25 protein-coding genes and 1 pseudogene are annotated in these 23,336 nt (G+C 37.5%); 8 read left to right on the top strand and 18 right to left on the bottom strand.

Features of this window, described 5'->3' with window-relative positions; genetic code table 11:
• Positions 1-164: 164 nt before the first annotated feature.
• From BLP77_RS12745 to BLP77_RS12735, 3 genes are read left to right on the top strand one after another with little or no spacing between them, the layout of a single operon-like run.
• Positions 165-803, top strand: a complete 639-nt coding sequence (locus tag BLP77_RS12745) for a GNAT family N-acetyltransferase (protein WP_093857516.1) — start codon at positions 165-167, stop codon at positions 801-803.
• Between the two features lie 15 nt (positions 804-818).
• Positions 819-1,466: an acetoin utilization AcuB family protein gene (locus BLP77_RS12740; RefSeq protein ID WP_093857515.1), complete on the top strand. Its 648-nt coding sequence runs from the start codon at positions 819-821 to the stop codon at positions 1,464-1,466.
• A complete protein-coding gene (locus BLP77_RS12735) occupies positions 1,463-2,629 on the top strand; it encodes an acetoin utilization protein AcuC (RefSeq protein WP_093857514.1) in 1,167 nt (388 codons plus the stop codon). The genes BLP77_RS12740 and BLP77_RS12735 overlap by 4 nt, the downstream gene beginning before the upstream one ends.
• 122 nt (positions 2,630-2,751) lie before the next feature.
• Here the strand turns inward: BLP77_RS12735 and motS are convergent, their stop codons facing one another.
• The 4 genes from motS to BLP77_RS12715 form a co-directional block, all read right to left on the bottom strand.
• A complete protein-coding gene (gene motS, locus BLP77_RS12730; protein ID WP_093857513.1) occupies positions 2,752-3,522 on the bottom strand; it encodes a flagellar motor protein MotS in 771 nt (256 codons plus the stop codon).
• Positions 3,512-4,333 carry a flagellar motor protein MotP gene (gene motP, locus BLP77_RS12725; protein WP_093857512.1) on the bottom strand — a complete coding sequence of 274 codons (822 nt, stop codon included), beginning with the start codon at positions 4,331-4,333 and terminating at the stop codon, positions 3,512-3,514. Before motP ends, motS begins: the two co-directional genes overlap by 11 nt.
• A 52-nt stretch (positions 4,334-4,385) precedes the next feature.
• Positions 4,386-5,384 carry a catabolite control protein A gene (gene ccpA, locus BLP77_RS12720; protein ID WP_093857511.1) on the bottom strand — a complete coding sequence of 333 codons (999 nt, stop codon included), beginning with the start codon at positions 5,382-5,384 and terminating at the stop codon, positions 4,386-4,388.
• 159 nt (positions 5,385-5,543) lie between these two features.
• Positions 5,544-6,599, bottom strand: a complete 1,056-nt coding sequence (locus BLP77_RS12715) for a bifunctional 3-deoxy-7-phosphoheptulonate synthase/chorismate mutase (RefSeq protein WP_093857510.1) — start codon at positions 6,597-6,599, stop codon at positions 5,544-5,546.
• A 134-nt stretch (positions 6,600-6,733) separates the two neighbouring features.
• On the opposite strand from BLP77_RS12715, the gene pilM reads away from it, so the two are divergent.
• Both pilM and BLP77_RS15890 read left to right on the top strand, forming a co-directional pair.
• On the top strand, positions 6,734-8,881 hold the full coding sequence (gene pilM, locus BLP77_RS12710) for a cell division protein FtsA (protein WP_093857509.1): 2,148 nt from the start codon (positions 6,734-6,736) through the stop codon (positions 8,879-8,881).
• A gap of 104 nt (positions 8,882-8,985) precedes the next feature.
• Positions 8,986-9,228, top strand: coding sequence for a DUF6199 family natural product biosynthesis protein (locus BLP77_RS15890; protein ID WP_483855329.1), 243 nt, complete (start codon positions 8,986-8,988; stop codon positions 9,226-9,228).
• Positions 9,229-9,382: 154 nt separating this feature from the next.
• Here the strand turns inward: BLP77_RS15890 and BLP77_RS12705 are convergent, their stop codons facing one another.
• The 4 genes from BLP77_RS12705 to BLP77_RS12690 form a co-directional block, all read right to left on the bottom strand.
• Complete coding sequence (locus BLP77_RS12705; protein WP_245686885.1) at positions 9,383-9,799, bottom strand: DUF3231 family protein; 417 nt, start codon at positions 9,797-9,799, stop codon at positions 9,383-9,385.
• Between the two features lie 318 nt (positions 9,800-10,117).
• Positions 10,118-10,441 carry a bacillithiol system redox-active protein YtxJ gene (gene ytxJ, locus BLP77_RS12700; protein WP_093857508.1) on the bottom strand — a complete coding sequence of 108 codons (324 nt, stop codon included), beginning with the start codon at positions 10,439-10,441 and terminating at the stop codon, positions 10,118-10,120.
• A gap of 233 nt (positions 10,442-10,674) precedes the next feature.
• Positions 10,675-11,103, bottom strand: coding sequence for a YtxH domain-containing protein (locus tag BLP77_RS12695; RefSeq protein ID WP_093857507.1), 429 nt, complete (start codon positions 11,101-11,103; stop codon positions 10,675-10,677).
• A 20-nt stretch (positions 11,104-11,123) separates the two neighbouring features.
• On the bottom strand, positions 11,124-11,531 hold the full coding sequence (locus tag BLP77_RS12690) for a DUF948 domain-containing protein (protein ID WP_176753074.1): 408 nt from the start codon (positions 11,529-11,531) through the stop codon (positions 11,124-11,126).
• A 144-nt stretch (positions 11,532-11,675) separates the two neighbouring features.
• Between BLP77_RS12690 and BLP77_RS12685 the strand changes: the two genes are divergently transcribed.
• Positions 11,676-12,788 carry an aminopeptidase gene (locus BLP77_RS12685; RefSeq protein WP_093857506.1) on the top strand — a complete coding sequence of 371 codons (1,113 nt, stop codon included), beginning with the start codon at positions 11,676-11,678 and terminating at the stop codon, positions 12,786-12,788.
• 40 nt (positions 12,789-12,828) lie between these two features.
• Here BLP77_RS12685 and BLP77_RS12680 read toward each other — a convergent pair whose 3' ends face one another.
• The 7 genes from BLP77_RS12680 to BLP77_RS12650 all read right to left on the bottom strand — a co-directional run bounded on the left by BLP77_RS12680 (position 12,829) and on the right by BLP77_RS12650 (position 19,714).
• Positions 12,829-13,617, bottom strand: a complete 789-nt coding sequence (locus BLP77_RS12680) for a helix-turn-helix domain-containing protein (RefSeq protein ID WP_093857505.1) — start codon at positions 13,615-13,617, stop codon at positions 12,829-12,831.
• 331 nt (positions 13,618-13,948) lie between these two features.
• Positions 13,949-15,244: a UDP-N-acetylmuramate--L-alanine ligase gene (gene murC / locus BLP77_RS12675; RefSeq protein ID WP_093857504.1), complete on the bottom strand. Its 1,296-nt coding sequence runs from the start codon at positions 15,242-15,244 to the stop codon at positions 13,949-13,951.
• Between the two features lie 143 nt (positions 15,245-15,387).
• Complete coding sequence (locus BLP77_RS12670; RefSeq protein ID WP_093857503.1) at positions 15,388-16,503, bottom strand: nicotinate phosphoribosyltransferase; 1,116 nt, start codon at positions 16,501-16,503, stop codon at positions 15,388-15,390.
• Between the two features lie 123 nt (positions 16,504-16,626).
• Positions 16,627-17,226 carry a YtpR family tRNA-binding protein gene (gene ytpR, locus BLP77_RS12665; RefSeq protein ID WP_093857502.1) on the bottom strand — a complete coding sequence of 200 codons (600 nt, stop codon included), beginning with the start codon at positions 17,224-17,226 and terminating at the stop codon, positions 16,627-16,629.
• 6 nt (positions 17,227-17,232) lie between these two features.
• Positions 17,233-18,045 carry a DUF1444 domain-containing protein gene (locus BLP77_RS12660; protein ID WP_093857501.1) on the bottom strand — a complete coding sequence of 271 codons (813 nt, stop codon included), beginning with the start codon at positions 18,043-18,045 and terminating at the stop codon, positions 17,233-17,235.
• 97 nt (positions 18,046-18,142) lie between these two features.
• Positions 18,143-19,168 (bottom strand): PTS sugar transporter subunit IIC, encoded by a 1,026-nt coding sequence (locus tag BLP77_RS12655; RefSeq protein WP_093857500.1) that lies wholly within the window; start codon positions 19,166-19,168, stop codon positions 18,143-18,145.
• A gap of 27 nt (positions 19,169-19,195) precedes the next feature.
• Positions 19,196-19,714, bottom strand: coding sequence for a hypothetical protein (locus tag BLP77_RS12650; protein ID WP_093857499.1), 519 nt, complete (start codon positions 19,712-19,714; stop codon positions 19,196-19,198).
• 89 nt (positions 19,715-19,803) lie between these two features.
• Between BLP77_RS12650 and BLP77_RS12645 the strand changes: the two genes are divergently transcribed.
• Entirely contained in the window at positions 19,804-20,244 is a 441-nt protein-coding gene (locus BLP77_RS12645) for a YtoQ family protein (protein ID WP_093857575.1), read from the top strand.
• A gap of 46 nt (positions 20,245-20,290) precedes the next feature.
• Here BLP77_RS12645 and BLP77_RS12640 read toward each other — a convergent pair whose 3' ends face one another.
• Complete coding sequence (locus BLP77_RS12640) at positions 20,291-21,358, bottom strand: M42 family metallopeptidase (RefSeq protein ID WP_093857498.1); 1,068 nt, start codon at positions 21,356-21,358, stop codon at positions 20,291-20,293.
• A 150-nt stretch (positions 21,359-21,508) separates the two neighbouring features.
• On the opposite strand from BLP77_RS12640, the gene BLP77_RS12635 reads away from it, so the two are divergent.
• Positions 21,509-21,826: a PepSY domain-containing protein gene (locus tag BLP77_RS12635; RefSeq protein WP_093857497.1), complete on the top strand. Its 318-nt coding sequence runs from the start codon at positions 21,509-21,511 to the stop codon at positions 21,824-21,826.
• Between the two features lie 367 nt (positions 21,827-22,193).
• On the opposite strand, the pseudogene BLP77_RS12630 reads toward BLP77_RS12635, so the two are convergent.
• Positions 22,194-22,520: pseudogene (locus tag BLP77_RS12630) on the bottom strand (DUF2200 domain-containing protein).
• Between the two features lie 110 nt (positions 22,521-22,630).
• On the bottom strand, positions 22,631-23,287 hold the full coding sequence (locus tag BLP77_RS16060; RefSeq protein ID WP_245686884.1) for a hypothetical protein: 657 nt from the start codon (positions 23,285-23,287) through the stop codon (positions 22,631-22,633).
• Between the last annotated feature and the right edge of the window lie 49 nt (positions 23,288-23,336).

Below are 23,336 nucleotides of genomic sequence, written 5' to 3'. Positions count from 1 at the left end.
ATGAGCACCTAACCAAGAAAGGTAGGTGCTCTTTTTCACGTTAAGAATGTTTAAAATAATTGAAGCATTCAACAAAAACGTCTCGTCATTATCATATTTTGTTAAGAAAAATCGTGTTATACTTGAAATGAAGATTATCGTACATTGATCTGGGTGGTGTCGAGTTGAAGCATCCAAAAACGTATCATAAGCAAATCATTCATAAACATAACCAATCAATTATCATCGAAGGGCCTCTTTCATCAGCGGAATTAGCAAAATACTATTTCGATCGTGGATTAAAAGCTTTCCGTCCAGCAGAAAAACAATATGATGCCATTTGTTCAATCGCCGATTTTGAAGAAGGACGAATTATCGTCGCTCGAGATGGCGATAAAATTGTGGGATATGCTACGTTTCTTCATCCCGATCCATTAGAACGGTGGTCCACTTATAAAATGGAAGACCTAATGGAATTAGGGGCAATTGAGGTTTCACATGATTACCGCGGGTTACGTGTAGGTTCTACCATTTTAGAAGTGGCGATGATGGATAAACAAATGGAAAAGTACATCATCATTACAACAGAATACTATTGGCACTGGGATATGAAATCAACCGGATTAAACGTTTGGGAATATCGAAAGTTAATGGAAAAAATGATGGGATACGGGGGATTAGTACCCATGTCGACGGATGACCCCGAAATCATCTCCCACCCTGCAAACTGTCTATTAGTACGGATAGGTCGAGAAGTACCCCAATCCTCTATTGATCAATTTAACCAATTAAGGTTTATGGGTAGAAAAGATTTTTTCTTGTAAGGGAGTGACATAACCATGCTTGTCGAAGAAATAATGAAAAAAGAAGTCATCACACTTCTGCCAAATAACACGATAAAAGAAGCATTAGAATTACTAAATCATCATCATATTCGTCATATTCCAATCGTTAATGAAGATCACAACGTTGTCGGAATCATATCTGATCGAGATATTCGCGATGCCGCACCTTCCACTTTAGAAGAGAAACAAAATCAAGATATTTTAAACCACAACATCAATTCAATCATGACAAGTCCAGTCATCACGGTTCATCCTCTTGATTTTATTGAAGAAATCGCGTCTGTTTTTTATGAACATGAAATCGCTTGCGTACCTGTGACGAAAGATCAACAACTGATCGGCATTGTAACTGAGAAAGATTTGCTCTATACACTCATACAACTGACAGGCATTCACGAGCAAAGTTCACAAATTGAAATAAAAGTACCCAATCGTGCTGGAATATTACCTAATATCACAAAGATTATTGGCGAGCGTAAAACAAATATTTCATCAGTCTTTATTTATCCAGATCAACAGGACCGATCTCAAAAGATTATCGTATTACGTATCCAAACGATGAACCCGATGCCATTAATCGATGAACTAAAAGAACAAGGCTATGACGTCCTGTGGCCGAACATACCGGGGTTAAGACAATGAGTTGTCAGTCAGCTTTTATTTATACGGAAAAATTCCAGCAATATAAATTCCGTGATGACCATCCCTTTAACCAAATCCGAGTCAAATTAACATATGATTTGTTAAAGCATGCAGGTACACTTACTGATCAGCAGGTCATGACGCCACGAATCGCAACTGACGATGAAATTCAACTCGTGCATCATCATAAATACGTTGAAGCCGTTAAACAGGCAAGTCAACGAAACATGTCCGAGAGTGAAATAATAGAATACGGTATCGGGACGGAGGATACACCTATATTTGATTACATGCATGAAGCAGCAGCTACATTAGTTGGCGGGACATTAACTGCCGTTGACGCGGTGATTAATGGACCTTATGATCATGCCGTGAATTTTGGTGGTGGATTGCATCATGCCTTTGTCCGAAAAGCTTCAGGCTTTTGCATTTATAACGATGCCGCGATAGCCATTAAATATATCCGTCAACATACGAATTATAAAGTGCTATACATCGATACCGATGCCCATCACGGAGACGGTGTTCAATGGGCCTTTTACGATGACCCCAATGTGTGTACACTTTCCATTCATGAAACGGGTCGATATTTGTTCCCTGGAACAGGTAACACAAACGAACGCGGTCGGTTAGGCGGTTACGGCTATTCATTTAACATCCCAATCGACGCATTTACAGAAGATGAATCCTTTTTAGAAGTTTATCAAAACGCTTTAAGCACCATTGCAGAATACTTTAATCCAGATATTATCGTGACACAAAACGGAGCAGATGCACACGCACATGACCCTCTTACCCATTTATGTAACACGATGAATATTTTTGAGGAAATTCCTCAATTAGCTCATCAAATAGCTCATACCTATTGTGATGGAAGATGGATTGCGTTAGGCGGTGGTGGCTATGATTTATGGCGGGTCGTACCGAGGGCGTGGGCACAGATTTGGAATATTGCGAGTCATTTCGAACCATTAAGTGGAGCGTTACCTCAAGATTGGATTGATACGTGGTCAGAGAAAAGTCCCGTGACATTACCCACTACTTGGCGTGACGAGTCTGGGATATATAATGAAATACCAAGAAAAAATGAAATAACAGAGAAAAATAGAATCTCACTCGAAAAATCACTAAAATTAATTAAAAACCAACAAAAATATACTTGATGACACACCATTACATTAAGTGATTCAAAATATAATTGATCATCGCCCTTTGTTATGGGTAATGATTTTTTACACCTTTCTTAAAGTAAAGGAGGACCCAAGCCATAGGTCCTCCTTTTTGATTAATTATCTGTATCTAATATGACAATCTCAACGCGACGATTTAACTGCATATTCTCCGACGTATCGTTAGGAGCTACAGGTCTTGTATCAGCATAACCAGCGATTTGAAAACGAACAGGATCTAACCCATTTTCCTCTGTAAAATATCTAACGACACTACTGGCACGTGCACCACTTAACTCCCAGTTTGAAGGGAACTGTAACGTGTTAATAGGTCTTGTATCAGTATGACCTTCTACTTTTACAAAGTTCGGGATATTATCGAGTAAAGTCCCGACCTTATCTAAAAAAGGTAATGCTTCTTCCTTCAGTTCGGCTCGAGCAGATTCAAACAATACATTCTCTTGTAAGACTAATACAACACCACGTTCTGTTCGATTGGCTTTAATAACCTCCGCCAAACCTTCGCTTTCTAAATACCTTTCAATCTCCTCAAGTAGATTTTGTAATTGATCAGGTTCAGTCACTTCTGCCATATCATTTTGACCTGCACCCTCATCTAGTCCGCCATCTGCCAGATCCTCAGACTCATCTTTTTGATCTTCAATGTTACTCGCTTGATCCATAGGTACTGGAGAAGAATAAAAATCAAAGATGACGCGTTGTTGATATGATTCTGTCACAGTTTTTAATTTTTCCGCATCTATTTGTGACATCGAGAACAATAGTATAAAAAATACCAAAATAAGTGTGACCATGTCGGAATATGTAACCATCCAAAGTGGGGCCTGTTTTTTTTCTCTTTTTAGACGCTTATTTTTAAGATTCATTGACGGTCTCTCCAATGACTTCCTCATCACCTTCTTGTTCGTCTTTTAATTCATCATTGGATAAGAAAGCACTTAGTTTTTCTTCTAATATCTTTGGATTTTGACCTGATTGAACCCCTATAACCCCTTCAATAATCACTTGTTTCATAAAAACTTCTTCTTCAGTCATATTGAATAGTTTCCCGGCAATTGGGATAAAGACCAAATTAGCTAATACCATACCATAGAACGTTGTTAAAAGAGCAACCGCCATACTTGGTCCAATCGTTTCAGGAGAAGTCAAATTATTTAACATTAAAACAAGTCCGATTAATGTCCCGATCATCCCCCACGACGGTGCATATTCTCCCGCTTTTTCAACAATCGCTCGCCCCTTTCCATGACGTTCTTCCATAGCTGTTATTTCGGCATTCATAATATCATTAATAACTTCGGGCTCTATTCCATCAATAGCTAAATAAACACCCTTTTTAATAAATTCATCATCTAAGTCTTCAATTTCGCTTTCTAACGCTAATAAACCTTCACGTCTAGCTTTTTCAGATAGCTTAATAAACAACTGAATTAATTCACGAAGGTTATGATCCGATTTATTAAAAGCTTCTTTAAACACTCGCCACGTTAATTTCACTTCTTTTAAATTAAAGTTAATTAATAACGCACCGGTCAATCCACCAAGTACAATAATAAATGACGACATTTGTAGAAAGGTGGAAAAACCATCCATTCCACTGTTAAAATAAATCCCCAACAAAATCATCGTCGCCCCTAAAGCGATACCGACTGGTGTTAATATATCTTTTCTCTTCATTCGCCTCTCACCCTATTACGACAATTTATTTATATGTCTATTATCGGTATGTTTAATCTTTTGTTGAGCTTCTTTTAATAATTCGATGTGGAAGAATGACTTGTTGCTCCTTTACTTCCTCATTTTTCAATACTTTAGTTAATAATCTCATCGAAACCGCACCGATATCATACATCGGCTGAACGACTGTCGTTAATTCAGGGCGCACCATAACAGCTAAACGTGTATTGTCAAACCCGACAACAGATAAATCTTGAGGTACATGTAACCCCTGATCTTGTGCACCATGTATAACGCCTAATGCCATTTCGTCAGACGAAGTCATGATAGCTGTTGGTTTAGGTTCCTGCTTTAAGAGATGGTTAACGCCCTCGATACCAGCTTGATAAGTATCGTCACCATCAAAAATCATATGCTCATCAAACTCGATTTTGTTTTCTTGTAATCCATCTTTGTATCCTTGAATTTTCGAATTCTCTATACTTGACTTTGAAGAATTAGAAATATAACCAATTTGTTTTTCACCTTTGTCAACTAAACGATTGACGACATCAAAAATCGCTGAATAATAATCAATATTGACAGATGGTATTTCATTCGACTCATCAACCGTTGCAGCTAATACAACCGGTATATTGGAGCTTTTAAAAGCTTTGACGTGCTCCTCAGAGATGGAACCACCCATAAATATAACCCCATCCACTTGTTTTTCCAGCATATTGTCGAATAAATCTAATTCCTTGTTCGTGTTTTGATCCGAACTACTTAAAATAATATGGTATTTATACATCGTGGCAATATCCTCGATACCGCGGGCCAATTCGGCAAAAAACATATTGGAGATATCCGGAATAATGACGCCAACAGAGGTGGTCTTTCGGCTTGCAAGTCCTCTTGCAACGGCATTGGGTCTAAACCCTAAATCCTCTATTGCTGCTAGTACTTTTTTTCGTGTTGTTGGTTTAACATTGGTGTTTCCATTAATGACACGTGATACCGTCGCCATTGATACATTTGCTTCTTTTGCTACATCATAAATTGTGACACTCATCAAAATCCCTCATTTCTTTCTGACCGATATTCTTTATAATATTGTTAGCATACGACATTCTAACCATTCTATCAATATTGAAAAATCCCAAAAAGTGAATCTTTATTAACTTTTTACAATATAAAAATAAAACAGAAATACTATGGATAGCATTTCTGTTTATTTTATTTCTTGCATAAAGGACTGGAAGGTTGGAATGTCCATTTGTTGTTGTGAATCGGATAAAGCAGTTGCTGGGTCTGGATGAACCTCAGCCATGATGCCATCAACTCCAATAGCAAGTGCAGCCTTAGCTGCTGGTAATAATAAATCCCTGCGGCCGGTTGAATGCGTGACATCAACAAATACAGGCAAATGCGTTTCCTTTTTCAATATAGGAACGGCTGTTATATCTAATGTATTCCGTGTAGCCGTTTCATAAGTACGAATTCCTCTTTCACATAAAATGATTTGCCCATTCCCTTGTGACATAATGTATTCCGCAGCATTCATGAACTCATTAATCGTAGCCGACAGTCCACGTTTTAAGAAAATAGGTTTAGAAGAACGCCCCGCCTCTTTCAACAATTCGAAATTATGCATGTTTCGGGCACCAATTTGAATGACATCAAGATATTCATGCGCCGCCTCAATATCTTTCGGATTAACGATTTCACTAATCACTTTTAAATCATGTTTTTCTCCAACATCTTTTAAAATTTTTAGCCCTTCAATACCAAGACCTTGAAAATCATATGGCGATGTTCTTGGTTTAAACGCGCCACCCCTTAAAAGGCTTAAGTCTTGAGCTTTGATAGCTTGAGCTACTTCATCAACCTGTTCATACGTTTCGACAGAACAAGGCCCAAATATAAATTCCTGATGACTATTACCGACTTTAACGCCATCAATATCAACGACGGTATCATTTGGTTTTTTTTGACGGGAGATAAGTAAAGTATTCAAATGCTCTTCTTCAATCAACTCTTTTGCCGCTTTAAAAATTTCCTTAAACAAATGATTAACCGTTGATTTTTCAAATGGACCATTATTATTTTGTATGATTAAATCAAGCATTTCTCTTTCTCTAATTGGATCAAATACTTTTATACCTTGTTCCTTTTTAATATCACCGATTTGCTTAATAAGTTCCCCTCTGCGATTGATCAAATCTAGTATCCGAAGATTAACTTGATCAACTTCTTTTCTAAGCTTGTCTAAATTGTTCGGATTCATAGCGACTCCTCCACTCTAGTTTATGTCCTGTCTATTTTATGGTACATTATGCTTAAATAAGTATTCTTTTAGTATTATATAAGACGCTTACCCAAATGTCATTTAATCGCTATTAAAAGGGGGGTTCATAACGAATGGACGAAAAATTATTTGCATTAGATATCGGAACAAGAAGTGTCGTAGGCATTATATTAGAATTGCAGCATGATCGGTATCGCGTAATCGATATGGTTAGTGAGGAACATGGTGAACGTTCCATGCTTGACGGTCAAATACATAATATTTTAGATGTTTCGTATGTCATACAAAAAGTAAAACAACAACTTGAAGAAAAACATGGTCCCTTGACAAAAGTTTGTGTTGCAGCAGCAGGTCGTGCCCTCAAAACAATGAAAAGCACGTATGAAACCAACATCTATGAACAGCCACTCATGACATATGAGGATATTTTACATTTGGAATTATCAGCTGTTCAACAAGCACAGTATGCCTTAGCTGAAGGAGATCAACAAGTAGAAAATTATTATTGCGTTGGTTATTCTGTATTGCATTATTACTTAGACGATGACGAAATAGGGTCCTTACTCGATCAACAAGGTGAACAAGCCCGCGTCGATATCATTGCGACTTTTTTACCGAAAGTCGTTGTTGATTCACTATTATCAGCTTTAAAGCGCGCTGGTTTAGATATGGAGGCTCTTACACTAGAACCCATAGCAGCGATTCAAGTCCTGATTCCACAATCAATGCGCCGTCTCAATGTAGCACTGGTCGATATCGGTGCTGGTACAAGCGACATCGCCCTCACGAGTGAAGGGACAGTAACAGCTTATGGGATGGTTCCAAAAGCCGGAGATGAAATTACAGAAGCGATGAGTGAACAATTCTTACTTGATTTTCATAGAGCAGAAGAAGCTAAGCGAAATCTTGTTCAACAAGATTCAATCCAAATCGAAGACATATTAGGGTTTAAAAGCGAATTAAGTAAGAAAGAAGTCGTTCAGTCTGTAGAATATGCGATTGATGCTTTAGCTAAAGCGATTTGCGAGCAAATCCTATCATTAAATCAAAAAGCTCCAAAAGCGGTGATGCTTGTTGGCGGTGGTAGCTTAACCCCCGCTCTACCAGAAAAAGTCGCTGATTATTTAAATCTGCCGACTAACCGTGTTGCCATACGTGGCATTGATGCGATCCAAGTTTTAGATGAAAAGGAAGAACTACCAGATAGCCCTGAATACGTAACCCCTATTGGGATTGCGATTGCAGCCAAACAGAACCCGATTCATTATATTAGTGTTGAGGTCAATAATCGGACGGTACGGTTGTTTGACTTAAAACAACTTACAATCGGCGATAGCTTACTAGCAGCAGGTATTCAAATGAACAAACTCTATGGTAAACCAGGTATGGCCATCATGGTTGGATTAAACGGAAGGAAAGTAACTCTTCCTGGGACGCTTGGAGAAGCCCCAACCATTAAAATTAACGGTGAAGAAGCATCTGTTAAGGATGATATTAAACATCAGGATGTCATTGAAGTTGAAAAAGGAGTCGACGGTGAAACGCCTGTCTATACCGTAAAAGATGTTATTGGCGATGTACCTGAGCAATCTATTTTTATTAATGAAAAACAATATACGGTTAAACCTGCCGTTCAAGTAAATCAAGAAACTGTCAATCTAAATTATCAATTATCAGATGGCGACAGCATTCATTGGGAGCATCAGCTAACCATTGAAAAAGCTCTTATTCAATGTGGATTAGATATTTATTTAGATCAGTCAAAGCCTTTTACCATTCTATATAACCATAAAGATCTAAAAATCACCGATCAAATCGTAACGATTAAGAAGCAAGATAAGCTTTTATCTTTAACGGATGAAATCCATGATGGTGACCAATTAACCATTACCATGACCGATTCTATGACACTTAAAGATTTGACTGAACATTTAGCAATCAAAGATCAAGAAGACATCACCGTCTTTTATAACCAAAAGCCGTTAACCTTAACAAAAGAATCACACCTATTTTATCGGAATGGTGAAAAAGCCAATGAAAACACTTTGATTTATCCTGGCGATCAAATCATATCAGAAGAGAGACAACAAGACCCGTTTATTTTTCAAGATATTTTCCGCGTTATTGAAATGGATTTAGACGAAATGAAAGGTAGTCGTTTCAAATTATATAAAAACGGTGACGAGGCTGGATTTGTGACGGAAATTTTTGATGGCGATCAATTGGCTATTGATTGGGACAGTCATAAAACTTTATCGTAAGAGTTGTCGCACGAATAACAGTAAAATGACTACCAAGTTGTATATCAATTGGTAGTCATTTTTCAACCATAATTCTTAAGGGAGAGTAGGAAAATGAACAAAAAATTCCCGATTTTTCACCACATCCGTTTGCCGAGTGGGTTATTATTATTGTAATCGGTGTACCACTGGTGGCGTTATTGGTTTGGTCAATTGTGAATCCAGAAGAGAGTTACTTGTTAGGTAAGCGTTGGATGTTTAAAGAGGAACCAGATATTTCTGAAGCAGATATCTTTATGTTTCGACTTTCTTCAATCGTTAGTTTGATTATTGTCGTATTGCTCTTTGTTGCATGGATTATTCGTTAATCATGTTACGTAAATTTATTAATAAATTTTGTCAATTGATGACCTATTAGGTCGGTGTTTCACTTATACTTTTATCCTTTATAAAGTTACAGGATAACAAGTGAATTCAAAAAAAATTCACGTGTATTAACTTTCTCCATTCATTTTTTCTTCGCTAGTTCATCACGATCACTTGCACGTGGGGGCTCTTCCATCCATCCGTTATCAATAAGAATTTCGCTCCATCCTCTGAATATTTCAGGATCTCATGTATGAACCGGTCATAGTGTAACGTTAAATCACGCCTTAGACTAGTTGATATACTTGTTCCATAATATCCGATTCCCAACGCAATTAAACTAGTGACGATAAACATCATAATTCTGTCAGAAAAGGGGGAGACTTTTGACTCCGTTACACAAGTATCCGAAGTCATAGGAATTGGAATGTCACCCTCACGTAAGATGGAGCCGAATACCTCATTATGTTTTGATGCAATTTCCTTGCCCCGTATAAAGTATTGTACAACTTTTTTTGAATTCGATACTTGACTAAAACCGATTAAAGTTGCGATTCCTAGAACCACTATCATTTTGATAAGAAGCCCAAAGTTGGGAAAGCTCTGCAGAAGTTAGCTTTATGTTCCTTTCAGTTTCCATTAAATTCCACCACACATTACAGCGTATTTCTTCCCAATATTATTTGGACTTTTAGATATAATATTCACTTTGCATTTAGAAAACAGTGACCTACGTTTAAAAGGAAATATTTTTATAAAACTTGCACGATAGATCCTTGTGATGGTCTGATATTAAGTTCTTATAACTGTTATTGTCTATTATGATATTGAACAATTAAAAGCACTTGGACTAACTCCCAAGTGCTTGTTGTGTTCAATTAGCTACTTTTTTTATTTAACCGTTACACTTTCTAATTTTTTCGATGTTACATCCCAATGTGAGGCATGGAACTTCACTTCCCCGTTTTCGATGTAGAAAACTTGCGGTGATTCGTGTTTAATATCAAAGTAATCCGCAACGAAATTGGAAACATCACGATTGTCTTGAATATGAATAATGAAAGTAGGAACATCCTCATGCGATGCTTCAAACGTTTCTAGTTGCCCTTTTGCTTCTCCACTGATGGGACAAGTTAGGCTATGTTTAAGTAATATAAGTTCTTCATGATCCTTTAAAGCTTGTTCAAAAGCTTCCTTAGACGTCAATAACTCCATGATTGGCACTCCTTTTTCATCTTATTTAATAAAGAAAAACTTGGCTTATCGCTATAGCATTACTAAGCAAGTGTTTTTCACTTGCTTAGAATGACTTATGCTCTGTGAGTGCAAGTCTTACTGGCGAAAGCCTTAGTTTTTCTTATACTTTAATCCTTTAACAATGTTAAACATTCTTAAAGTGTAAAAAGTTGCTGGTCTAGTACCAACAACTTTTAAAGTTACATACAATTTTAATTATTTTTAACCGATTGTTCAAACGATTCGTTTGCTTCAATACGCTCTAATTCATCTGCCGCTTCTTCAATGGCTTCAGCCACTTCAAGCGCTTCTTTGTTATCACCATTCATTCTTTCATCCCTGAATTGATTAACGCGATCTTGTACTTGATCTTTCGTATCCTTAACACGGTCAGAAAACTCCCTGCTTTTCTCTTGCAATTGTGATGACCATTCCGAGCCTTTTTCATAAGCAACATCTCGCCACTCACTCGCACGGTCACGTACCTGTTGAGCACCGGTATTTAAATCTTCACGAAGCTCACGACCAGATTTCGGTGCAAATAGTAAAGCTACTGAAGCTCCGACGATTCCACCGATTAGGCTACCGATTAAAAAGTCCTTGCTGTTAATACTTTCTTGCGATTCTTTCTCATTTGCCATGAATATTCCTCCTCTTAGGATTATTTATCTTTATATTTTTTCCATAAATGAATTGCCGCTTCTCCCCATTTAATCGTCTGGGAAGTTTTTTCAGCATGTTCACTCGCTTGTTCCTTTAATTCATCAGACAATTTCTGTAGTGATTCATTAAATTCCTGCACAGTTTGTCCAATTCCCTTGACCCCGTCAAATAAAACATCTAGTTTATCGGTTTTACCCGAAATATCAGCTGCCATATAGTTCGTTTTCTTTAATAATTCGGTTGTTTCATGTGTGATTCCCTGCATTTGTTTTTCTAATGCTTCAGTCGTATTTGCCATATGATGAAAGGTTTTTCTGACGGATACTAACGTATAGGAAATATAAATAACTAAAATTAGAAATGCGATTGATGCGATGAGTGCGGATATATGTAATATATTCACCATTAACACAACCTTCCTATATCTATTTTATATTAAAAATATACCCCAATCAATTTAATGTCAAACGAATATGAATTCTCATTTACTTATCATCATTTAAAATATGATAAAATATAAGATATATTCAAAAAAAAGGTAGGGATGAAAATGCGCGATCAAAGAATTGACAAACTAGCTGATTTATTAGTTAACTATTCGGTTCAATTACAAGAGAATGAAAAATTATTAATTGAAAATACGGGTATCCAACAAGAATTAGTATCCGCAATTATTGAAAAAGCATACGAAGCAGGTGGACAACCTTTTGTCGAATTGAAAGATCAAAAAATTATGCGCTCTCTCCTAAAAGGGGCGAATGAGGAACAATTAAAAGCATGGCAAAAATATGAATCCACCGTCATGGAAGAAATGGACGCCTACATAGCGGTTCGTTCTGGTGATAATATTAATGAACATGCCGACGTTCCTGGAGATAAAAGTAAATTATATGGCCAAACTGTTGGTCAAGTCCACCGTAAAATCCGTGTACCGAAAACAAAATGGTGCGTTCTTCGCTATCCGAACGAATCAATGGCTCAATTAGCAAGCATGAGCACAGAAGGGTTCGAAGACTTTTACTTCGATGTCTGTACATTAGATTATGAGAAAATGAATAACGCCATGGATGCGTTAGTTAAGAAAATGAACGAGACCGATGAGGTTCACATTAAAGGCCCAGGTACAGACTTGAAATTCTCGATTAAAGATATTCCTAAGATCAAATGTGCCGGTCGCATGAACATTCCGGATGGTGAGGTTTACACTGCACCTGTTCGTGATTCGATTAACGGTACATTAAGCTATAACACGCCTTCTCCATATCAAGGCTTTACATTCGAAAACGTGGAACTAACATTTGAAAATGGAAAAATTGTTGATGCCAAGGCTAACGATACTGAACGTATCAATGACATCTTAGATACAGATGAGGGTGCTCGTTATATTGGGGAATTTGCGATTGGCATCAATCCATATATTTTACATCCTATGAAAGATATTTTATTTGATGAGAAAATTGATGGCAGCTTCCACTTCACACCTGGTCAGGCATATGACGATGCTTATAACGGCAATGATTCTGCTATTCATTGGGATATGGTTTGCATCCAACGTGAAGATTATGGCGGTGGCGAGATGTATTTCGATGGCGAGCTCGTTCGTAAAGACGGACGCTTTGTCATTCCTGAATTAGAAGGTCTTAACCCGGATAACTTAAAATAAAACGAAAAGCTGGCTTGAGTTAGCCAGCTTTTTTCATAACTTAGAGATTATCTACCTTTTTTCTTACTTTATTTCGGAGCTTAAAACCGAAGCTATTTATATAGGCCTCATTTTTTACTAGGAGTTTGTAGGCTTCCAGTATGGATGAAGTACGAATTAAAATATAGGTCCCAACAGCCAACAATGCGACAAAAATTGCATAATAAGGCACTAAAGCACCTAAAGCTATATCTTTTCTTTCCAGCACAAATGCAACCATAGCCACAACAAATGAACCAATTCCAATTGCCATAACAGCCGTATACCTTTTCTTCAAATCTTCATACCTCGTAGTCAACTCTTTAAGATAGTTTTCATCTAAGATTAATGGTTCTCTCTTAAGTATTTTATATTGATCCTCTTCCGCAAAATCTGCCGACACTAGCGCCATAATTCCGATAGCAGCAAGGATTAGGATAAGGAATGTATAAATGCCTGGGTCCTGATCAAAAACAAAATAGGGTACTGCGGACAAAATAAGTAGGCTAGCTCCTAATGCGCCGTATTTCGTCGATTTATGTACAGACGACAAATACCCTTCCGCCATTTCTCTGCTTACATAATAGCCTTCTTCTCTTTCATGACTTTGTTCAGCCGAATCTTTCAATAGATAATCCATAGACACTTCAAAGATGTTTCCAATCATGAGTAGTTTCTCTGTTTCGGGAAACCCTTGTCCATTTTCCCATTTACTGATCGCCTGCCTCGTTGTGTTTAGTTTTTCAGCTAGAGCTTCTTGAGAAAGTCCTTTTTCTTTTCTTAACTTGTGAAGTTTTTCTCCAAATGCCAATTATATAACCCCCTTTATGTTGATATTTAAATTTTATAAAAACAACGCTCCGTGTTCTATATCCTTATGGTTGCACTTTGTCAATTTGCGGTTGCAACTTTGTTACATCGGCATTCTATTAGTCTTTAGTTTAACATATTATGCTATTTAAGAGTTTCTACAAATGATTTGAATTCCCTAGACCGAACATTCTTACCGAAGACTGACGTTTGATCAGTAACGACTGAACTTTTTACATGAAGACCGAAGCTTTTACAACGACTAAAAATAGACAAACAAAAAACGCCCCAATTCATTTGTGAATTAGGACGTCATCATAAACATAACTATTTTAAGCTAATTGCTTAAATTCCTCTTCATACTTCTGAATATCCCCAGCCCCCATAAATAAAATGACACTGTTTGGATGCTGATTTAGAATATCCGTATTACCTTCTAACAACACATTACAATCCTCAATCTTCTCCTGTAAATCTTCAATCGTAAACGATCCAGACTGTTCACGTGCTGAAGCAAAAACATCACATAAGTATACGTAATCAGCATGAGACAAACTTTCCGCAAATTCATCGATAAACTTTTTCGTTCTTGTAAAAGTATGTGGTTGAAACACCGCCACAACGTTTTTATCCTGATATTTCTTACGGGCAGAATCGATTGTTGCTTCAATCTCCCTCGGATGATGGGCATAATCATCAATTAAGATCTGCCCATTTTTCCACTCCGTTTCTGTAAAGCGACGTTTAACCCCTGGGAATGTACTTAAATGCTTTATTTGCTGCGCTGTAAATCCCTCATATTGTAAAAGCGCAATAACACTTAAAGAATTTAAAACGCTATGTGTGCCATACGTCGGGATCGTAAATGTTTCATAATAAGTACTGCGAACGAATACATCAAACGTTGTACCCTCTTCTGATTCTTGAACATTTTTCGCTTGAAAATCATTTCCTTCAGCAAACCCATAGTATACGGCGGGTACTTTCGTCTTTAAGCGTTGTAAGTATTCATCGTCCCCGTATGCAATAATACCCTTCTTGACATTCATAGCCATGGATTGAAACGCATCGAAGACATCATCAATACTTCTAAAATAATCCGGATGGTCAAAATCGATATTCGTCATAATCGCATAATCAGGCTCATAGGCCAAAAAATGCCGCCGATATTCGCATGCTTCAAACACAAAATATTCACTTTCAGGATGACCGAATCCAGTTCCATCCCCTATTAAATACGACGTCGGTATATTTTGTTTGAAGGTATGTGCTAATAAACCTGTTGTAGAAGTCTTTCCGTGAGCTCCCGTGACAGCTATACTTGTATAACGTTTCGCCCATTGACCGAGAAACTCATGATACCGGTAAAACTCTAGTCCTAATTCCTTTGCTTTTTGTATTTCTTCATGATCATCATTGAACGCGTTACCTGCTATAATCGTGAGACCTTCTTTAATATTATTTTCATCAAAAGGTAAAATTTTTATATTCTTCATTCTCAATGCATCTTCAGTAAAAATATGCTTTTCTAAGTCAGATCCTTGTACAGTCTCTCCAGAATCATGCAATATCTGTGCCAATGCACTCATTCCTGTACCTTTGATTCCTATAAAATGGTAAGTCGGCATGAATCGAACCTCCGCTTATATCATCCTGTATATATTATATGCTAATAAATTCATTTTGCTTTTATACATTATAGCAAAATTCTCGCGTAAAAACATTACGACTATTGTATGAAAAAATAAAAGATTGATTGCATATCATGCAATCAATCTCGATTAACAGGGTAATCCACCTTTTCTAGTCTTGGATTAGGGTTAAATCGTCGACCCTCTTTTGCTTCCTTTTCATCATTCAACAAGACATTATCACCTGTAAATCCAATATTTATTTTTAATAGGTTATTCCCGACACCATACATGTCAACTGGTACACCTAATGATTCAAAACGTTTAATTTTTTCCTCATTAAATCCACCAGATGCCATAATTTTCACATGGTTATATCCTTCCTGATCTAGGGCATCCCGCAGTGCAAAAATTAACTGAGGGTTAACACCTCTAGGATCAAATGACCCCATGATTTGTGGATTCCGGAAGAAATAATGATCAACCATATTTTTTGATGTATCGACTCGGACACCTTTTAATTCATCTCCAAAGTGCCTCGCAACTTTTAAAGCATCGGTAATGATATCGTTATTGTAATCAACCAGCGCTAGTAAATCATCATCAGGAAAAGTCTTTTGATAAACTTCAGTCGCTTTGACGACATCACCTTTAAACATTTGGATTAAAGCGTGAGGCATAGTACCCATGCCTTGCTTACCCCACCATTCGTTCATGGCGTGCGTGGCTTGAGCCGTTGATCCACCAATAAATGCGGCATAACCATCGCCTGCTTGCTGTGTGTAATGGTCATCTCGGTCACCCATAAAAATAACCGGTTTATCGGCACCTGCCGACTTAGCCGCGGTTACCACTTTATACACATTCGTTGCCACAGATGTTCGTCTAGATAAAATGCCATCGATAATCCCTTCAAGAAAACCAAAGTTTTGATAAGGGCCCTTAACGGTTAAAACTGACTCATATGGACTCACTTTATCCCCATCCTGCAACGCATAAATATCCAATTCTTCTGGACGCTCAGCGAAAGTATGTAATAAAGCAATGGCCTCATCCGTTCCACAAAGCACAGCGTTACGCTTTTGGAAAAATTGCATCGTAATCATATTATCTTTTAAATGCTTTTCAACAATTTCCTTTGTTTTAAGAAAATAGACTGCTGAAAACCAACCTTCCCCTACTCGATCATCAAATTTAAAGGTTTTATTTGTTAAACGTTTAATTTCCCCATTTTGCTTTAAAGTAAATTCCTTCATGACTAACCCCTCGCCCGATTATTTACTCAAATAACGTATTCCTATACCCTAATGTTAACCACTTCTCATGCTCTTGACAAGTTAGTACAATTAGGCTGATGGTCATAACCATCAGCCATGTCTTTATAATTCAAATGGCGCTCCAACTTCTCGGTCATCCTCTAATACTAAGATACCCTTTTTCTCACTAGCTTGAGGTATGTTGAGCTCCTTCGCTGAACAAATCATGCCGTATGAATCGACACCTCTCAGACTAGATTCCTTTATTAACATTCCATTTGGCATAAAGGCACCAACCTTTGCGACGACAACCTTCTGATCGGCATCAACGTTAGGTGCACCACAAACGATTTGTAGCTCTTCATCGCCAACATCAACGCGACAAACATTCAATTTTGAAGCATTTTCATGAGGTTTCTTCTCTTTAACATATCCCACAACGAATTTTGGTGATATATCAACATCTAACGAATCTTCCAGTCCATTTTGTTTAAAAATATCTTCAATATGATTCACGATTAATTCATCAACGTTGATTGAGCCTGTCTGATCTATATTCATATAATGAGATAAATTAAAAATATTATAACCGACAACAGACCCAGATTCACTAACGAGCCGTGTCACGTCATTAAAATCTTCACCTGTCACCTTCTGATCCTGTTGATCTAATGTCACGATCAATACATCACCAATACCTTTTGGATTATAGACAACTTGCATAGCATTCTACTCCTTATCATCTTTTGGTTTTTTTTGAGCTAAAATGAATATCGGTTCTAATTTTTTATCCTCGTACAAGAATGGTAATGATGTAATGGGGATTTGTCCCTCTGCGAAAAATTGCATCATCATCTGCGCTAAAATATCGTAGCCTGTTTTATTTTTCACATCAACAAAAATACAAACATCCTGATGCGGAACACCAACGGCTAACTCCCCTTCTACTTGAGCTGCCATTTTCTCTAATAACGCTTCATTAAGGATACGACTGGCATCATAACCATCTTTAGTTGATAGGAAATAAAACGTATTTCCGGCAACATCCTCTTGCTTTGTATCCGTTGATAAACGGCGAACGTTGAACATCGCCACTTCCTTAATTCGGTCTTCTTCCCAATTTTCTTGTTTTAACATCTGCTCATCAATTAAGCGATACGATTTCCCTAAATCAATGGCATAATATACCCTTGTTTCCGCTGTATGATCGGTATATATTAATCGAGCACCGTTGTTCGATTCAGTTGGGAAAGAGCCAGACCGAATAACTGGAAAAATATTAGCTTCTTTCCCTTCAAGTGTCTGTTCTTCATGCATGATTTTTAGTGCTTCACGTATATGATTTTCAAGCTCGTCTAACGCCTCTTCCTCTCGATTCTCCCATTTAGAGATGACACCTGGAAGAGAAATCGTGACCCCTTGCTTACTGTCTTTCCACTCGATACGAAATGTATCCTGATCACGGTCAAAATGAGTTCGCCACTCTTCGTTTTTAAACCGTTCTTCTAATTTACGTTTCATTTTGACACTAGTCATTTTCATCTGTTTTGCCTCCTTTACGAAGCCACACTAGTCATTATTTTACCATTTAATAAGTAAAGAAAAAAGCATGACCGTTTAAGCAGTCATGCTTTAAAAATTACGCATCTAATTTCATATCGCCAGCTTTAATATAACCTTTTTTCCGGAGAAATTCTGATAATAATAAACTAATGATGGCTGGAGCTAAAACTAATAAAATCACAATAATCATAAAGGTCTCCATTGTGAAGCCCATCGTTTTTAAGGTCATAATCGGGCCAACGAGTCCACTTGTTCCCATGCCAGCCCCATAAGCATTGTTTTCCAACTGGATCCAGACCGTCGCTATAGGAGCCAAAACTGCCCCAGCGACAGTAGGTGGGATAAGAATATATGGGTTTTTCATGATGTTGGCGACTTGTAGCATCGATGTCCCTATGCCTTGCGAAACAAGTCCACTTATCTTATTCTCTCTAAAACTACTAACTGCGAACCCGACCATTTGAGCAGAACATCCTATAGTAGCAGCCCCGGCAGCTAGACCGTTTAAATCTAGCATAATCGCAATCGCAACACTGGAAATCGGCGCCGTTAATGCTAATCCCATTAAAACAGCAACAATAATCCCCATCGTAAATGGACGTAGCTCGGTTGCCCAATTAATAACCTGCCCAAAACCATTCAAAAACTCAGCAATGGGTACGCCCGCTACGACTGCGACAAAATACCCCACCATGATGGTCACGAGTGGTGTCACAATAATATCAATTTTCGTCTCTTTACTCACGAGCTTTCCAAATTCAATCGCGAGTAAGGCAGCTATAAAACTACCAGCTGGACCTGCCCCAACTGAGTCAGCTGCAAAGGCCCCCGCAAATAATGCACTAAACATCACAAGAGGTGGCGCGTTTAATCCATAAGCAACAGCTACCGCAATTGCCCCACCATAAACGAAAGGTTCCATGGCATAGCTGCCAACCTCGACTAAAAACTGAGGCATATTCGGAATTTCGTTACCAATCGTATCGATAATGACCCCAATAATTAATGATGCAAACAAACCTAATGCCATATAACTTAAAGCCGTTATCGCATAGGCTTGAAAACTTATATGTACCCCTTTACGCTCTAAGAACGCTTTCACAGCTCGTCCTCCTCAACCAATAACTCATTATTTTTCTTGAATCGATTTAACCATTTTAATCATCACCTCAACATCTTGTTCGACGGATCCCGTTGTTGTTAAGGTTGTCATCTTGACTCCACCGATTCCTAGTTGTACTTGTAGTTCATCACCATCAAGTTCATCAACGCTAAAGTAAGCAAATTCAGTATCACTTTCAAACGTACTTAAATAAAGATTGTTTTCATCTTGGTTCGATTCGATTTGATTATAAAACCATTTACTATTTGGTGCTTCAAATTCATTAATAAATAATATAAAAGGCTGGTCATCTTCCTTAAATATAATATTATTCTCCGCTTCCTCGACCAATTCTAAAGACTCCGGTTTAAAGACTTCAAAATCTGTTAACTCAAAATTCGTATCAATCGTCTCTTCGGATAAGAAAACATCCTTTAACCGGTTATCAGCCTGATCCATCACCTGTGTTTCGGATTGTAAGCAACCGGCTAAAATCGTCATACTTATTAAGGTTATTAGCGCTAAAAATCCTTTTTTCTTATTCACGTTCTCTCTCCTCTTAAGATTTATTTCAGTTGACAAACCAATTTTTTCATTAGAAGATAAAAGAAAAATAGATATGGAGGTTGTAAATGATGAGTCTATCAATCTATCTAGCTGGACAAATTCATGATGACTGGCGTGAACGGTTAAAACAGAAAGCCAAAAATAGTCAACTGGATATTCAGTTCCACGGGCCGCAAGAAAATCATGACCTTTCTGATGACATTGGTGAAAATATTCTAGGTAAACAGCCTAACCAACAATACCGTGATGATACTGGCGCGAGCATCAATAATTTTAGAACCGAAATCATGATGCAAAAGGCAGATGCTGTTATTGCCCTGTTTGGTGAATCCTATAAGCAGTGGAATACAGCTATGGATGCCGGTATTGCCATCGGACTGAACAAACCTCTAATTTTAATTAGACCTGAATCGTTAATTCACCCGCTTAAAGAGCTTTCTAATAAAGCCACGGTAACGGTAGAAACAGTAGATCAAGCCCTTCAAGTATTAGAATATTATTATCAGTAATAAGCACATTATTGAGAGATGGTTTTAATTAACCATCTCTCTTTATTTAGCTATTCGCTCTAATGGAATCAACAGTCGATTGATTAACTGACTTCACAAGGTTCACAAGTAATTCTTTTGCTGCTGCAAAGTCATCAACGTGAATAATCGAAGAACTTGTATGAATATAACGTGAACAAATACCAATTACAGCTGACGGAACACCTGAATTAGAGATGTGAACGCGCCCTGCATCCGTTCCACCTTGTGAAATAAAATATTGATATGGAATATCTTTCGACTCAGCCGTATCTAAAACAAAATCACGCATACCTCGGTGTGTCACCATCGTACGGTCGAATATACGGACAAGTGCACCTTTTCCAAGATGGCCAAACTCTTTTTCTTTACCTTCCATATCATTCGCTGGCGAAGCATCTAAGGCAAAGAATAAATCTGGCTGAATCATATTGGCAGCAGTCTGTGCACCACGTAAACCAATTTCCTCTTGAACAGTTGCACCGGAATATAATTCATGACCTAATGATTCACCTTGTAATTCCTTTAATAACTCAATCGATAATCCGCATCCGTAACGGTTATCCCATGACTTAGCCATGATTTTTTTATCATTAGCCATTGGCGTAAACGGACATACCGGTAGAATCGGCTGACCAGGCTTAACCCCAATATTCTTAACATCTTCCTCGTCATCGGCACCGATATCAATGAGCATATTTTTGATTTCCATCGGTTTCTTCCGCTGTTCTGGCGTTAAATTGTGGGGTGGAATAGATCCAATGACACCTGGAACTGGTCCATCTTCCGTGATTACTTGTACGCGTTGAGCAAGTAACACCTGATTCCACCAACCGCCTAATGGTTGAAAGCGAATCATCCCATTTTTCGTAACTTGGGTGACCATAAACCCGACTTCATCCATATGACCCGCTACCATAACGCGAGGGCCATTTCCTTTTTTAACACCAAACACTCCGCCTAATCGATCTTGAACGAGTTCATCAGAATATTTCTCTAACTCCTGCTTCATAAATTGACGAACCTGATGTTCATGACCTGGAGCACCTGGTAATTCAGTTAACGTTTGGAACATTTGCAACGTCTCTTCATTCACTATGTATCACTCCGTTTTTAATAAGAATTCTTCTTTTATTTTATCGGAAAAATGCTAATTATTCCAACCCATTCAGATATTATTTCAATTTACCATCAGAAATCGTATAATGAACTAAATATGATTAACCTAATAGATGGAGTGAGTCACATGAAATGGTATAAACTTATAGCACCCGCCGCCATCGGCATGACCGTCGGAACCCTTATTGGGAGAAAAGTGACGAATCAATGGTTGAATCCAGAAGTCGCATTAAAAAAAGTCAAAGAAGCTTTTAAAACCAACGGACCCATTAGTGGTTCTTGGATTCTTATGGAGCGTGAAGAGTTTAGTAAAGAAGACGAGCTTTATCACGTGTATCGAGGCGGAATTTCCCGTAATATTGACGGCAAAACGGTTCAATATGCATTTTTAGTCGACGCAACTAATGGGGATATATTAGAAATTGATCGGGAGTCGAATCAGTAGTTTGGAGCAAATGGAGGTGATAAGCTGATTGCTTCACTGCAGGTTGCCCTATGGCGTGCCCCGATTCCCCTATGAGCTTTGATGAATGCCCAATACACAAGTCTGAGTCCCCAACGTATCACGTTGAGGCCCCTATTTTGACTGATAATTCCCCAATGAAGGAAGTTAGATAATCCATCTTACATTCCCCTACTTCATTAACGAAATGAGGGCTGTTTCCCTTGTTCCAGAAAGCCTCTTTATGTTTAATAAAGTAATAACATAATATTCCAACTATTTTATCATCATTTTAAGTAAAAAAAGACAATCAATTCGATGATCGCCTTGTAAATAAGATTGATTTCCAAAATAAATACTATTTAAATGATTATGTCCGCAAAATCTTCTCCATCGCTTTTACTTTTGCTAACTCATCGATCAGCTTATCCATTTAGCGAATTTCCTGCATAGTTGGTTCTTCGATATCTTCTACTCGGACACCGCAAATCACTCCTTTAATCATAGCCCGCGAAGGATTCAGTTGGGGAGCTTCCGCAAAGAAGGTTTCAAAGTCTGTCTGTTTTTCCAAATGCGCTTCTAATTCTTCCTGGCTATAGCCTGTCAACCAACGGATGATTTCGTCGACTTCTGTTTTCGTACGTCCTTTTTTCTCTGCCTTCGTTATATAATGGGGATAGACTTTTGAGACACTCATTGTATAAATTTTATGTTTAGTCATCATAATCCACCTTTCAATTGAATATGTACTAGATTTATTATAGATGATTTTCTTATTGAGCTAAACTGTCCCGTCTGTTGAATAAATCACCCGTAGATATCAAGTCCAACTACTCTCATATCTTCTTCATTAACAACTAAAACAATTTGTTTTGCAAATGTACTAAAAGCACGAATAGTCACAGACTCTTTTAAATGTTCATTTAATTTCCATCCTGTTGGTTGAAGTTTTATTGAACCACTTTCAGTAAAGAAAGAACTCTTAAAAAAATTATGTATCTTTTCTGTCTCTTCAATAAATAATGGGTCAATCAATTCTAGTTTTACCAAATAGTGTTTTAATTTTCTTGGTTCAGTTGGCAAATTTAGATTTTTGGTACGGTATAATTCAGGAATGACTGGATAAATATTATTTGAAAGTAAGTCCTCTACAATCTTTTTAGACTCTTTTTTAAGACTCCTTACGTTAATTTCTTTTAACTTCCCATCAATGAATATTTGCTTTACATCTAAATAATGAGGAACCACTTCATTCAGTATAGTTTCTAATGCATGGTCATTTGGGGTTGGTAATATTGTTAGGGCATCATGATCTAATATAACATCAAACGAGGCAAACAACTGGCAAACTGGACTCATTTCGTTTAATTCAACTGTTGAATCCAGTCTCTTAAGTCTAAATTCACCATTCTCGTTATTAAATTCGAATGGTGGTTGATCAATTTCAGTAATCCACTTAAACATTGAAACCCCTCAAATATTTACTATTTGTACCCATTATATACCACTTTGC

The sequence above is a fragment of the Tenuibacillus multivorans genome (genome assembly GCF_900103915.1).
Classification (GTDB): Bacteria; Bacillota; Bacilli; order Bacillales; family Alkalibacillaceae; genus Tenuibacillus; species Tenuibacillus multivorans.
The sequence above is the reverse complement of the archived record's forward strand: the minus strand, read 5'-3'. Positions and strand labels throughout refer to the sequence as shown.

Coding starts and splice junctions, on each gene's coding strand:
- BLP77_RS12740 (WP_093857515.1), top strand. CDS start 819: ATGCTTGTCGAAGAAATAATGAAAAAAGAAGTCATCACACTTCTGCCA.
- BLP77_RS12735 (WP_093857514.1), top strand. CDS start 1,463: ATGAGTTGTCAGTCAGCTTTTATTTATACGGAAAAATTCCAGCAATAT.
- motS (WP_093857513.1), bottom strand. CDS start 3,522: ATGAATCTTAAAAATAAGCGTCTAAAAAGAGAAAAAAAACAGGCCCCA.
- motP (WP_093857512.1), bottom strand. CDS start 4,333: ATGAAGAGAAAAGATATATTAACACCAGTCGGTATCGCTTTAGGGGCG.
- ccpA (WP_093857511.1), bottom strand. CDS start 5,384: ATGAGTGTCACAATTTATGATGTAGCAAAAGAAGCAAATGTATCAATG.
- BLP77_RS12715 (WP_093857510.1), bottom strand. CDS start 6,599: ATGAATCCGAACAATTTAGACAAGCTTAGAAAAGAAGTTGATCAAGTT.
- pilM (WP_093857509.1), top strand. CDS start 6,734: ATGGACGAAAAATTATTTGCATTAGATATCGGAACAAGAAGTGTCGTA.
- BLP77_RS12705 (WP_245686885.1), bottom strand. CDS start 9,799: ATGATAGTGGTTCTAGGAATCGCAACTTTAATCGGTTTTAGTCAAGTA.
- ytxJ (WP_093857508.1), bottom strand. CDS start 10,441: ATGGAGTTATTGACGTCTAAGGAAGCTTTTGAACAAGCTTTAAAGGAT.
- BLP77_RS12695 (WP_093857507.1), bottom strand. CDS start 11,103: ATGGCAAATGAGAAAGAATCGCAAGAAAGTATTAACAGCAAGGACTTT.
- BLP77_RS12690 (WP_176753074.1), bottom strand. CDS start 11,531: ATGGTGAATATATTACATATATCCGCACTCATCGCATCAATCGCATTT.
- BLP77_RS12685 (WP_093857506.1), top strand. CDS start 11,676: ATGCGCGATCAAAGAATTGACAAACTAGCTGATTTATTAGTTAACTAT.
- murC (WP_093857504.1), bottom strand. CDS start 15,244: ATGCCGACTTACCATTTTATAGGAATCAAAGGTACAGGAATGAGTGCA.
- BLP77_RS12670 (WP_093857503.1), bottom strand. CDS start 16,503: ATGAAGGAATTTACTTTAAAGCAAAATGGGGAAATTAAACGTTTAACA.
- ytpR (WP_093857502.1), bottom strand. CDS start 17,226: ATGCAAGTTGTCTATAATCCAAAAGGTATTGGTGATGTATTGATCGTG.
- BLP77_RS12660 (WP_093857501.1), bottom strand. CDS start 18,045: ATGAAAATGACTAGTGTCAAAATGAAACGTAAATTAGAAGAACGGTTT.
- BLP77_RS12645 (WP_093857575.1), top strand. CDS start 19,804: ATGAGTCTATCAATCTATCTAGCTGGACAAATTCATGATGACTGGCGT.
- BLP77_RS12635 (WP_093857497.1), top strand. CDS start 21,509: ATGAAATGGTATAAACTTATAGCACCCGCCGCCATCGGCATGACCGTC.
- BLP77_RS16060 (WP_245686884.1), bottom strand. CDS start 23,287: ATGTTTAAGTGGATTACTGAAATTGATCAACCACCATTCGAATTTAAT.